This is a genomic window from Ahrensia sp. R2A130, from assembly GCF_000179775.1.
Lineage (GTDB): Bacteria > Pseudomonadota > Alphaproteobacteria > Rhizobiales > Rhizobiaceae > Pseudahrensia.
This window is the reverse complement of sequence record NZ_AEEB01000010.1, coordinates 1-12,778: the sequence shown is the minus strand read 5'-3', so window position 1 is coordinate 12,778 and position 12,778 is coordinate 1. Positions and strand designations below refer to the sequence as shown.

The following is a 12,778-nucleotide window of genomic DNA, read 5'->3' as shown; positions in this document are numbered from 1 at the left end:
TGGTTCATGCGCAGGGGAGTATTACGGCTTCGCCGCGCTTGTAACTCTAACCAGCAAGTGAGGACATTATGACCATCCAATTACACGCACAGCCTTATGATATTTCTGCCAACGGCTTTTATTTCACGTCTGCCAACGAATATCAGGCCAAGGCGAGAAACAATCGAAACGACTATGGTGATCCCGTTGAAGAATACGAAATCCAATTCATAGACGGGGAACAAATTGATTGCGAACTGGCACAGGCCTGGGGCTTTTATCAAAGCAACTTTGGTGCGTTCCTCGGAAAAGCAACCTCATGGAACGATGATCAAAAAATCCGTTATATTATTGCCGTTGGTGAATGCGGTTTCGATCATGCTGCCGTAAAAGATGATCCGCTACAAATTGAGATCGATATCTATCCCGTTGCCACTATGCGCGAGCTGGCGGAGCAATTTATTGATGAAGGCCTATTCGGTAAAATCCCCGAACACCTTGCCAATTACATCGACATTGATGCTATCGCGCATGACTTGACGTTTGACTACACCGCAACCGAGATAAATGGCGAAAGCGTCATTTATCGTTGCGCTTAGGGAGGATGCAATGGAACATCACCCTCAGCAATTTATTCCTAGCCATCGTGGCTATGGCGCGGGGCATCCTTGGTATTATATGCTTGGCGGTAAAATACCCACGCTCAAAGCTATTCAAGCCCATGCGAAAGCCATGAACTACGGCGGCTATGCCGCAGAGGATATCGCCAAGGCCGCCAACAAAGCAGAGCCGCAACGTACTGCGGCATTGAATGCATACAAAGATAAATTCAAAGCCGATCTAAAACGAGACATTTCAAGATACCGCGAATGCGTCCGTATTCTTAACGCGTGGAGGAAGGCGGGAGTAGATCAAGAGAACCCAACCTCATGCGCTGATATTCATGTTTCCGTGGGATTGAAATTCTCTCATATGATCAACGTTTTTGCACATCTGCATCTCTTGGAGGGGCTGTATACGCAGCGCGATTTATTTGATTTTTCTTGATTGTTTTCAAAATACGCGAGATTCTTGGGCAATAAATCCACATCTGCGCCTGTATTTTGGCTTTTGGTTTGATCTTTGTTTGACCGCAAATGATCCCATGAAAGCGAGAGCGGGCGTTTTTTATGCCATTGCCCCTAAACCATTTAGGGCGTGGTCTCTGACAGTATTCGGCAATCCTATCTTGCCAGCGCGGACGAGACCGCGCCAGAAAGATATTGTCATGTCCAAACAAAGCCCTTCGCAGCAGCTTGCGTTAGACTACGCACGCTACCGCGCCCATGTCGCACCCCTTAATTTATCGCGTGAGCAAGAAGATGCATTGCTTCGCGATCTATGGGCGATCACTCAAACACTGCTTGATCAATCTTTTATTGCCCCGACTTATCCGCAGCAATTTGCCATTGCAGCGCAAGCGTTTCGTGCGCATCGATGATGCGGTTGCGATAGAATCGGAGAAAGCTGAACACCTTAAGCCAACACCAAGCACACAGGAGAAGCCATGAGCATCGCCGTTATTTATACCCGCGTTTCCAGCAAAGCTCAGCTTAAGAAAGGCGATGGATTGGCGTCGCAAGAACAGCGTTGCCGAGAGTTTGCATCATACAAGGGTTATGATGTTGTCGAAGTGTTTCGCGATGAGGGCGTGTCAGGCGGCATTGCTAACCGTCCAGCGATCAAAGCCATGCTGAAATGGTTGCGCCAGAACCGAGTGCAAGAGCCTGTCGTTCTCATTGATGACATTTCACGGATTGCCAGAAGCATAGAAGCGCACTGGAAGCTCCGCGCCGCCATTGGTTCAGTGGGTGCAAAACTCGAAAGCCCCTCAATAGAGTTTGGCGATGATAGCGACAGTCAACTTGTCGAGAATATGCTGGTTTCTGTTTCACAGCATCAACGCCAGAAAAACGGTGAGCAAGTTGTCAACCGAATGAAGGCACGATTGCTTAATGGCTATTTCCCATTCTGGGTGCCAACAGGTTATCGCTATGAGCGCGTAAAAGGCCATAGCGGTAAAATGATCGTGCGCGATGAACCACACGCCGCCCTCATTCAAGAAGCTCTAGAGGGCTTTGCAACAGGCCGTTTTCAAACACAGATTGAAGTCAAACGCTTTCTTGAACCTCATTCTATTTTTGCACGAGACAAGAACGGTGAAATTCACCCGCAGCGAATTGCCAATCTTCTAGCCAATAAAATCTATGCGGGATATTATGAGTACAAGCCTTGGAATGTCCCTTTGACCAACGGAAAACATGAAGCGCTCATTTCTTGGGAAACTTTCCAGCGCATTCAAACACGTTTACAGGAAGGCGCTGTAATTCGCAGTAAACGGGACGCTGAAAGTGAATTCCCATTAAAGGGCTTTGTAACCTGTTGGTGCTGCGAAAAACCACTGACCGCCTATTATGCCAAGGGCAGGAACAAACGTTACCCGTACTATGAATGCTTCAACAAGCAATGTGATGAACGTCGCAAATCCATTCGCAAAAATCAGATTGAGAGCGAGTTTGAAACACTCGTAAAATCCATGCGTCCGCAGACAAGCATGATGGTAACGGTTTCGGCGATGTTCCGCGATCTATGGAACACGCGCCTGTCTGGCTTTGAAATGAAGCGCATGGAGCAAAAGAAGGCGCTCACAGGTCTTAAAACTAAGATGAGCAAGCTAACTGACCGTCTGATTGAAACAACCAGCGCATCGGTGATCAAAGTTTATGAGGCAAAATTAGAGCAATTAGAGACAGAAAAAGCGCTAATCACAGAGAATCTCGCGAATAGACCCGATGCGCGCAAGGACTTTGATGAAGGTTTTCGAACCGCAATGAATTTTCTCGCAAATCCTTGGAAACTATGGGTTTCTAACAACCCTATACATCGTCAAACACTCATTAAGCTGGTGTTTGCGGCTCCATTACCATACAGACGAAACTAGGGGTTTCGAACCGCCAAAACCACCAGTATTTTCAGTGCGTTAAGGGGCATTTCAGACGGTAAAAAGAAAGTGGCGGAGAGACAGGGATTCGAACCCTGGGTACCCGTGAAGGCACAACGGTTTTCGAGACCGCCACGTTCGACCACTCCGTCACCTCTCCGCGAGATAGGCTGTTGGCCAAGGGCTCGTTTAGCGGGGGCGGCTTGGGGATTCAACCTTCAATCGACGTACCGCTGTCGTAGCTTTCGTTTTTAGATGGCTCGTCTTGTAAGGCCGTACAGAGCGCTGCTCGAAAATACGTGATGTGACAAGTCTGAAAGCTTGTGGCAGCCTGCTTATGTGCCACTGCACTGTGGTTGCGAACCTCTCTGTGGGAGCCTGGAGGTGGTGATGTGGCTGCAGTCTGTCAACTTGCGAAATACTCAGGCGAAAGACCCGATCTATGAAACATGCTTCCATCAAAATCATTCTTGCAGCTTCCATTGCATCGCTCTCAGCGATCGCCCTTCAAACAGCTTGGGCGGACGGCCATTCATCAGGCGGTGCTGCTGCCGAACGGCAGGCTTTGATGAAGAATGTCGGCGCTGCCACCAAGGTCGCAGCAGGCATGGTGAAAGGCGAGGTGGCCTTCGAATTGGCTGCTGCGCAGATGGCGATGGCGACCATGAATTCTGCAGCCCTTGGTTTCGGTTACATGTTCCCAGAGGGCTCCGAGACCGGAGCCAAAACCGAAGCGTCACCGAAAATCTGGTCTGACAATGAAGGCTTTCAGAAATTGGTCGCCAAGTTCGCAGCCGACACAAGCGGCAAAGTGACTGATTTGGCTTCTTTGAAGGAAGCGTTTGGAGCAGCCGCATCCAATTGCGGCACCTGCCACAAGGCGTATCGCGTCAAGAATTGATGGCGCTGAACCTGTGGTGAGACATGCTTTCCAGCGATGGCAAACGATATGAAGAAGCTGTTTGTTGTCGTGGGAATTTTGGGAGTATCGGCAGCTGCCACCGGCTGGTGGCTGTCCTCGCCCAAACAGGCTTCGGCCAGTTACATAATGTCTGTCGAAGCTGCGTTTGCCCAACCTGACCTTGCCAATGGAGAGTTGGTTTTTTGGGCTGGTGGCTGCGCTTCTTGCCACAAAGCTCAACCGACTGGTTCTGAGAAACCCGTTACAACCGAGAAATCTGGCCCGCCTGTTTTGGCGGGCGGTTTGGGGCTGGAAACTCAGTTTGGAACGTTCGTTGCGCCCAATATCTCTTCCGACGTGGATTCAGGCTTGGGTAGTTGGACCGCTTCGCAATTTGCAACTGCAATGGTTAAGGGCGTATCGCCCAGCGGGCGGCACTATTATCCGGCATTTCCCTATACGTCCTACACGAACATGACAGAGCGGGATGTGGCCGATCTGTTTGCGTTTCTTAAGACGCTACCTGCGAGCACTGAGAAATCGAAGCCTCATGAGTTGGGTTTTCCATTCTCAATCTCCCGCGGTATGGGGCTTTGGAAATTGCTGTACTTGAAACAGGGGCCGGTGATTGAGGTTGCCGGAGATGATCCCGTGCTGCTGCGCGGACGATACCTTACTGAAACTCTTGGCCACTGCGGTGAATGCCACACGCCGCGCAACGCTCTTGGCGGTTGGAACCGCCAAGAGTGGTTTGCCGGTGCGATTGGGGCGGAACCCCGCGAAGAGGGACCGGAGATCATACCCAACATCACGCCTCACGCGGATGGTATCGAATCCTGGAGCGAGAGTGATATTGACTACGCGCTGGAGAGCGGATTCACGCCCGATTTTGATTCATTGGGGTCTTCAATGGCTGATGTGGTCGCCAACATGGCGCGTCTGCCTGCAAGTGATCGGGAGGCGATTGCAGCCTATTTAAAGCAGGTTGTTCCAAGCCGGAAAAACGTAATTTCCAACTAGGTTTAGCTTCGAACGCGGCCTCTCCTTTATGAATATTCAGATTCTTGCAATCCAATGCACTTGGAGCGATTTGGAAACCGTTTGTTAGCCATACTTCTATAAAGTCCAAAGCTGTCGAACAGTATTTTCGTGCAGGCCTTTGGAAGACAAATCGGTAACAGATAAGCAAGAATTGCGTAACTCGTTGTTGCGTAACGTGAAATGGCTTTTTGTCTTTTCCGTTGCTGCCAATGTTTTGATGCTTGCTATGCCGATTCACATGATCGCCGTTTACGATCGTGTGTTGGTGTCGGGCAGCCGTGAGACGCTTTTATACATAACGGCTATCGCACTGGCCGCACTCGTTTTGCTGGGTGTGACCGAAGCCGTTCGTATGATGATCGCGCAGCGTATGGCCGCCCGCTATGTCACTGGTACTGCAGGTGCGCTCTTCTCAGGTCTCATTCACGACGAAGAAGCTGGCCGCGAGAAGTCGCAGTTGATGCGGGATTTCTACGCACTGCGTACGTTTCTCTCCGGGCGAGCCATGGTGGCTCTTTTCGACCTTCCCTTCACCCCGCTGTTTCTGGTTCTGCTGTTCACGCTCCATATCCATCTGGGATTTCTGACGCTGGGCGGTATCGTCATTTTGGCAGGGCTCGCTTTTGCGAACCGCAAGCTGTCTGCAGAATCCAGCCAACAGGCTACCCGTTCCAATTCCGACGCGGTGGCATTTTCGCAAGCTGTCCTCAGTCGCGATGAAGACATCCGCGCTATGGGTCTGTTTCCAACTTTTTTGCAGCGTTGGGGCAAGAAAATGGAAGGCGCGCTGAACCATGCTGATGATGCGGCCTCGGTTGAGGCCTTCTTCTTTGGTCTTTCGCGCTTCTTTCGCCAAGGCTTGCAGATCCTAATTATGGCTTGGGGCGCATTTCTGGTGCTTGAAGGCAGTTTGTCCGGCGGTGTTATCTTTGCTGCTTCGTTGATCTCCAGCCGTGCTTTCGTACCAGTGGAGCAGGTAATCGGATCATGGGATCGGGTGGTTCACGCTTGGGGGGCTTGGCACAACCTTTCGGATTTCGTGGATTCCACGCCCGTGCGCCCATCCGCTATCGTGCCGCAAATGACGGTTGGTGATGTTGATGTCGAGGGCCTCCATTACGAAGTCGATAGTGGCAAGCGTTCGCTTTCCATTTTGCGCAACATCAATTTCTCTCTGAAATCCGGCAATGTACTGGCTATTATCGGTCCGACGGGCGCTGGAAAATCAACGCTTGCAAAGCTGTTGGCCGGGGCGACGCAACCGACATTTGGCTCTATCCGGCTGGACGATTTCGATCTGTCCATGTGGCCGGACAGCCGTCGTGGTTCATCAATCGGTTACGTCCCACAGGATGCACGGGTATTTCCCGGTTCGATTGCCGAAAATATTTCACGCTATGAGACTTATCCTGATGAAGACCGTGTCATTGAAGCGGCTCGTCGTGCCGGTATTCACAGCCAGATCGCCAAGATGCCGGATGCTTACGCAACCATTGTGACGGGCGATAACAACGCTTTGTCCGGTGGCCAGCAACAACAGGTCGCGCTGGCACGTGCCTTTTACGCCAGCCCTCGTGTGCTGGTGCTAGATGAGCCAAATGCCCACCTTGATCAGACATCTGAAGATGCGCTGATGCGTTCATTGTCGTTGGCGCGCGATGAAGGCGTGTCTTCTATCGTTGTGTCGCAGCGCCGTTCCATTCTCAAAGTGGCAGACTTTGTGCTCACCATGAATGATGGTGAGATCGTTTCCTTCAAGGAAAACCACGGCCAGTGGCGCGCCCGTCACAGTGATGATCGTGAGCAAGTGAACGCACCGGCAATGGCTGGTGGCAGCAAGCCGGAAGTTACCGTTCGTCAGCTCAATGCGACCGCTCCGGGTCGCAGTGGGCAAGTGCGTGTGGAGGCTGAGACCTAGTCGTGGCTACTACCAAAGATTCATCGGATATCCGCTGGCACGGTGATGCCCGCACCGACAGCAAACCGATCATTCGGTTTGGCTTTTGGTCGGTCTGTGTCATCATGGTGGTGTTCCTGTTGTGGGCCATGTTGTTTCCGCTTGCATCGGCGGTCATCACGCCTGGCAGCTTCGTGTCGCAAGGCAAGAACAAACTCGTGCAGCACCAAAGCGGTGGCCGCATCGCGCAGATTTTCGTGCGCGATGGCGACTTCGTGTTGGAGGGGCAGCCGGTGATCGCGCTCGATACAACATCTGCGCAGGCTGACCTGACAAAGCTCGAAGCGCGATACGCCATGTTAAACGCGTTGAAGTTACGACTCGACGCTGAACGCTCTGGCGGCTTGCGCTCTGCTCCACTTACTGCAGATGGCGTGCCTGCCGGCACATCGCCTTTGACCACGAGCGCTTTGGGTGACGGTAATCTTGGAGGGTTGCGCCTGCGATCTAGCGACGGTGATCTTGTTGAACTGGCTGCCACAGCGCCGGCACCACTTGAGGTTGCTCCTGCTGATAACGCGATGCTGCAAAGCCAGCGTGACGCTTATTTTAGCGGCCGTGCGTTGTTGAAGAACAGGCTTGAAGCTCTGGAACGCAAAGCCGAAGCTTTGACCGACCGTAGGGTTGGTTTAGACGCCCGCGTTCGTTCACAATCGGCGTTGCAGGCGATGACGCAGGATGAGTTGCGTCGCCTGAAACCTCTGGCAAGAGATGGCTACATTGCTCGCAGCCGCCTCGACGGCAAGGCACGGGCATTGCTGGAACTGGAAGGTGTCATCACCGATCTGGAATCGGAACAAGCAGCGCTTGATACGCAGCTTGAGGAAATTGCCATTGAAATGAACAAGCTGCGGCTCGAAAATGTGGATTCCGCCTCACAGGAATATTCAAAGATTATCGGGGAACTTGCTGAGCTGAGTGACTCGCGCCTTGCTGCACAGTCTGCTGTTGCTGGATCGCTTGTCCGTGCACCGAATGCAGGGCACGTGATCAAGCTCGCGGTGACCACTGTTGGCGGTGTTGTCGGTGCAGGCGATGTGATCGGCGAAATCGTGCCTAAGGGTTCACCGCTGATCGTTGAGGCACGGGTGCAGCCCGGCGATATCGACTATGTGAAAATCGGGCAGGAGGCTGACATTGTTGTCACCGCGTTCAACCGCCGTATCGATGACAGTTTGACGGGTAGCGTCATCTATAAAGCTGCCGACTCACAACGCGACGAGAAGACGGGCGATCCTTTCTTCTCGGTTCGTTTAGCAATTTCGCCAGGCCAGATTGACCGTGCAGGCAGTGAAAAACGAATGATGGATATTCAGGCTGGTATGCAGGGTGAGATTTATATTCACACCGGCAGCCGTACGTTCATGACCTATCTGGTCAAGCCGATGATCGACAGTTTCCGCCGGGCTTTCCGGGAGACTTAGGGACGTAAAAGAAGAGTCGTGGTCAATTACCGTTGTGGTTAACGGTTTGTGCAGGCTGCGGTGAGACAATGAAGGCGGACAAGTTGGTCCGCGAGTTAAGTTGCGTAGCGCTACCATGTTGGGAGCGTTTGAGTGAGTTGGTATTGATGAATAACCCGTTGGACATGACGAAGGCTGTAAGGCCGTCCCGCGCCGCGGTGCCATCGTTGCTCCTTGTTGCTTTCGCCTCCACCGCTCTTTGCACCAGTTTCACCACTACTTCATTTGCTGAAAGTTTGGCTTTGCGTGGTTCCAATGCTGACCCTGCGGTAGCGCAGCCAGCTTTGCGGGGAACGACAACCAAACAACCCGAAGCACTAGCACCCTTGCGGCTCAAGCCTTCGTTGCAGACTCTGAGCGGTGCACGCTCAGCGTCGAAAACGACTTCCTCACGCAAGGTCGTTAAACACGCATCCGCCAAGCCCGCTCAAGTCGTTGCCAAACGGGCTGAGACTGGCCAGCAAATGGTAGCTCCAGAACATATGGGAGCTTATAATGGTGCGTCCGAATTGGGTGCTGACCCATTTGAGCCAGGTGCGCCGCAGTCTGCTGCAGTTCGACCGGCAAACTCTCCATCGTTGTTTGCAAAAGCTGCCAACGTGATTTCCGGTCTGTTGCGCCGTTCGTCTGGTTCTAAGAAACGTGATGTCGATCCAATTGCGACCGGTTCCATCCGCACAACCCATAGCAGTTCGCATCGCTCTGCTCGCCAGCAGGTCGATTTGACCGATGGTCCGGCAAAGCAGTCTTGGGTGATGGAAGAGGTTGGCGAAACCATTGTTGAAGTGGCGACCAACCCTGCGCCGCTTGTGGCTCTGCGGAATACGATCAAAGCTGATGGCGACAGAACGAAAGTTGCCCGTCTGCCATCACGTCCCGTTATGCGGCGGTCGATGAACCATGATGTCCATGACAATATCGGCCTTCGCGGTAGCAGAGTGGCTGTTGCTGATACCGTATCATCAGCATTGCGCGGCAGTTATGTCGCAAAGGCCCGCTTGGCCCGTGCCGAGGTGGATCGCGCGCAGTTGCGTTCTGCTCTCACAGCCTTCCTGCCACGCATTACAGGTACGGCGGAGGCGAGCTATTCCGGCGATGCCACAACACTCAACTATCGTGATAATGATGCTGTCAGCGTTGGCGCTGAATTCACTATGCCGGTCTTCACCAGCGGTGTGAATTTCAACACATACCGACAGGCCAGACATGCCAGCCGCGCATCTGATTACAGCTATCTGGCAGAAGAAAACCGCGTGGCGTTGGAGGCGGTTGCAGCTCATATCAACCTGCGCCTGAACCGCCGTCTGGAACGCACATTGAAGGGCAATGTGCTGGCCACTCAGAAGATCGCGACAATTGCCCGTCGCTTGTTTGCTGCAGGTGATGCCAGCCGGACCGACATTGCGATTGCCGATGCCAACGTTGCTAGCGCTAGGGCCGAGCTCGATCTTGCTACCAAGTCGCGTGAAGAGCAGCGCGGTGATTACGAGAGCATTACGGGCCACAAAGCTCCTAAAGATTTGCTGGTCGGCAACTATCAACGTTTCGTTCCGGAGACGAAAGAAGCCGCGATAGAAAGTGCACTCGCCAATAATCCACGCTTGGTTGCCGCCTTCGAGACCGCTGATGCGAGTGACTATGCCGCAAAAGCAGCCATGGGTCGCTTTGGGCCGCAGGTGAACCTGTTCGGCAGTTTCCAACGCGATATTGCCGGTCGCAGCGTAGAGACATCACCCACCGGTGAGGGTGATGAAAACTGGAGCATGGGCGTTCGACTGCGTGTGCCGCTATTCGACGCAACGATTGCGCCCACGGTCAACGCCGCACGTTTCGAGGCTGTCGAAGCCCGGTATCGTGCGCTGGATCAGGGGCGTCTCATCAAGCGCCAGATCGACCGCCAATGGACCGCATATCGCTCTGCTACACGCCGAGTCGGTATCGTCCAAAAGCAGGTAACGGCACTTAAAAAATCGGTTGAAGGCGCGCGTCGCGAATTTAGAGCCGGGTTCCGCCCGATCACAGACGTGCTCAATGACCAAGTGCAATTGGCGCGTGCCCAGTTGACGCTGGAATCCGTGCGCCATGAACGCATGTTGTCAGCCTATGAATTGGCTTTCACCACGGGTAATCCGTCGCTTCGAAGGCTCGCAAAGTCCGGGCAAAATTGAACGCGAAATTAAGGATATATGGGCAAAAATGGCTGCAACCAGCTGATTTTGCCGTGTCGTGACATGGGTGACTTCAGCATAGCCTGAAGGACGCACCTCATGAGCGATGATCTCACCACACCGGCAAAAGGCCATGGCGAGACAGATGGATTCCAAGAGGGGGCTACGCTTGGCGAGATTAAAGGTCTTGTGCAGACAGCGACCGAAGGTGGCTTCGTCTACAAAATTCCTGGCTCCTCAGCAGATTTTGGCTGGAAGTTACAACAGGGCGGTTCCGGTCTCGTATGGACGGATGGCAGCTATTTCGTGTTGGAAAACTGCGTTGGTCTGAGCTTTGATGACCGCGATGTCTCGCCGTCCGAAATGCAAGCGCGTGCCGCTGTAGAATCGCCTGAAATGGCGATGTTCGAAGATGCTCCCGCACCTGTTGCCTCTCATCCGCACGACCTGCAACGCGATATTGCAGCTGCGATCTCAGAGCAGAGCCTGGGCTTTGGTCACGATCCGGCAAATAATGCCCGTCCCGTTCGGATCAGCGAAGAGAAGTTTGAGCTTCCGCCTAATCTTATTCCTCCGCAGCTGGATGAAATCGGTGCTGAGGTAAGCTTCGATATTGGTACGTTCCTTCAGGAGAACATGCTGAAGGGCGAAGCGACCGTTCACCTTCAAGGCCTTCCTTCAGGCCTCGGCTACAACGCTGCCCGTATGCGTGTTGAGGGCCGTATTGCCGATGACGTAATGACCGGTGTTCCCTATACCGTCGGGCTGACGATACAGCTTGCCACTGGTGCAAAGCTTACCAGTAATTTTAGCTGGACCATTCGTGACACGCAGGCGATCGACCAGTCCGAGACCGGTTCTTCCGTTGTCCCGATGTTGGCGCAGCGTGACGACGGCGTGTCAGCGGGTATTTTGTTTGCGATTGCGGGACAGTCGCTACGGGTGTCCTCGGCGTTTGGTCTTGAACGTCTCAATAGCTCAAGTAGCACTGCTGCACCGGCTGGAAGTGCAGCCGCTTCAAGCGGGCTTTTCCCCATAGACCCTGTCAGCACAGGCTCGGTCAGTGCAAGCGGTCAGGAAAACGGGTTTTCATTAACGGCTGCAACTGCGGCTGGCACGGCTGCTGGTGAAGATGATTCTGAAGGGGACAGCGGCATTGATGTTCAGGTCGCTGCGAGCGGCGGTACCAGCGCGGCGCGGGCTCTTGCTGATGATGAGGCGGAAGCTGCAGCCAGCAAGATCGAATCCGATCAGACACCCCAACTACCTGTTGCCGTTGGTGGACCGGGTTCTAACAAAAATTCCTTGCCTTTTGCAGGTTCAGGCAATGCTCTCACAGTCGCTGAAGATATTCCCCGCACCGGGTTAAATTTGCTGGCCAATGCCTTTGATGCCGATGGTGATGTGCTTTCATTGCAATCCGTACAGGCAGAATTTGGCACGGTCATAATTCAATCTAACGGTACGGTCGACTATGTGCCGCCGCCAAATTTCAATGGCGAAGACACCATCACCTATACGGTGAGCGACGGTCGTGGTGGCACCGATACTGCAACGGTTATCCTCAACGTCTTGCCTATCAACGATGCCCCGGTAGGCATCACGTCGGCTGCCCAGACAATCGTGGAAGATGACAGTCTCAGCAACTTCGATGTGCTGGCAGGAGCTACAGATACCGAAGGCGATACATTATTGGTTTCGCAAACCAGCGCCATCAACGGGATCGCCGTGGTCAACGCAAATGGCAATATCGACTACACGCCGTTTGCAAATTTCAATGGTGTCGACACCGTAAGCTATACGATTAGCGATGGAAACGGCGGCGCATTCGTCAGCCAGATCGACATTACCGTTACCGCTATCAACGACGCGCCACTTTCCGGCTCACCGTCACCGGTGACCACGGATGAAGATATCTCTCTGTTCGGCATTGATGTGGCGAGCTTCGCCAGTGATCCCGATGGTGATCCCGTATCTGTAGATCCGGGGTCTGTGGCGGCTCTCAACGGTGTCGTTTCATTGGATGGCACCGGGCGGATCGATTATCAGCCCAATGCAAACTTCAATGGCACCGATACGATTAGCTACACGATTGTAGACGGGCAGGGCGGTTCGGTCAGCGGTACTATTTCTGTGACCGTGCGCAGCGTGAACGATGCACCGATTGCGGCCCCTACGATTGCGCGCACCACCGACGAAGACCAGACGGTCATTTCAATCGATGTTTTATCAGCCGCTAGCGACGTGGATGGCGACGCTCTTTTCGTGGAAGCCGGTTCTGTCTCCGCC

At 53.3% G+C, this 12,778-nt stretch carries 10 protein-coding genes and 1 tRNA gene; 10 read left to right on the top strand and 1 reads right to left on the bottom strand.

The features are described 5' to 3' along the window. The first annotated feature begins 68 nt into the window (after positions 1 to 68). The 4 genes from R2A130_RS07875 to R2A130_RS07860 all read left to right on the top strand — a co-directional run bounded on the left by R2A130_RS07875 (position 69) and on the right by R2A130_RS07860 (position 2,959). Entirely contained in the window at positions 69 to 578 is a 510-nt protein-coding gene (locus R2A130_RS07875; RefSeq protein WP_009464513.1) for an antirestriction protein ArdA, read from the top strand. 10 nt (positions 579 to 588) lie between these two features. Continuing rightward, the gene (locus R2A130_RS07870; RefSeq protein WP_083804233.1) at positions 589 to 1,026 is read left to right on the top strand and encodes a hypothetical protein; all 438 of its coding nucleotides are present in this window, start codon (positions 589 to 591) and stop codon (positions 1,024 to 1,026) included. Then, complete coding sequence (locus tag R2A130_RS18440) at positions 1,013 to 1,459, top strand: hypothetical protein (protein WP_156798447.1); 447 nt, start codon at positions 1,013 to 1,015, stop codon at positions 1,457 to 1,459. The genes R2A130_RS07870 and R2A130_RS18440 overlap by 14 nt, the downstream gene beginning before the upstream one ends. A 66-nt stretch (positions 1,460 to 1,525) precedes the next feature. Then, entirely contained in the window at positions 1,526 to 2,959 is a 1,434-nt protein-coding gene (locus R2A130_RS07860) for a recombinase family protein (protein ID WP_009464510.1), read from the top strand. Positions 2,960 to 3,029: 70 nt separating this feature from the next. Here the strand turns inward: R2A130_RS07860 and R2A130_RS07855 are convergent. After that, positions 3,030 to 3,119: transfer RNA gene (locus R2A130_RS07855), tRNA-Ser, on the bottom strand. Between the two features lie 282 nt (positions 3,120 to 3,401). Between R2A130_RS07855 and R2A130_RS07850 the strand changes: the two genes are divergently transcribed. From R2A130_RS07850 to R2A130_RS07825, 6 genes are all read left to right on the top strand, one after another. Continuing rightward, complete coding sequence (locus R2A130_RS07850) at positions 3,402 to 3,860, top strand: cytochrome c (protein ID WP_009464509.1); 459 nt, start codon at positions 3,402 to 3,404, stop codon at positions 3,858 to 3,860. Between the two features lie 48 nt (positions 3,861 to 3,908). Then, a complete protein-coding gene (locus tag R2A130_RS07845) occupies positions 3,909 to 4,880 on the top strand; it encodes a cytochrome c (protein WP_040305469.1) in 972 nt (323 codons plus the stop codon). A 196-nt stretch (positions 4,881 to 5,076) separates the two neighbouring features. Next, positions 5,077 to 6,819 (top strand): type I secretion system permease/ATPase, encoded by a 1,743-nt coding sequence (locus R2A130_RS07840; protein ID WP_156798446.1) that lies wholly within the window; start codon positions 5,077 to 5,079, stop codon positions 6,817 to 6,819. Positions 6,820 to 6,821: 2 nt separating this feature from the next. Continuing rightward, positions 6,822 to 8,282 carry an HlyD family type I secretion periplasmic adaptor subunit gene (locus tag R2A130_RS07835; protein WP_009464506.1) on the top strand — a complete coding sequence of 487 codons (1,461 nt, stop codon included), beginning with the start codon at positions 6,822 to 6,824 and terminating at the stop codon, positions 8,280 to 8,282. Positions 8,283 to 8,785: 503 nt separating this feature from the next. Then, the gene (locus R2A130_RS07830; protein WP_198008674.1) at positions 8,786 to 10,489 is read left to right on the top strand and encodes a TolC family protein; all 1,704 of its coding nucleotides are present in this window, start codon (positions 8,786 to 8,788) and stop codon (positions 10,487 to 10,489) included. Between the two features lie 99 nt (positions 10,490 to 10,588). Beyond that, positions 10,589 to 12,778: cadherin-like domain-containing protein (locus R2A130_RS07825; RefSeq protein WP_009464504.1), on the top strand; the 2,190-nt coding region annotated here is incomplete at its 3' end.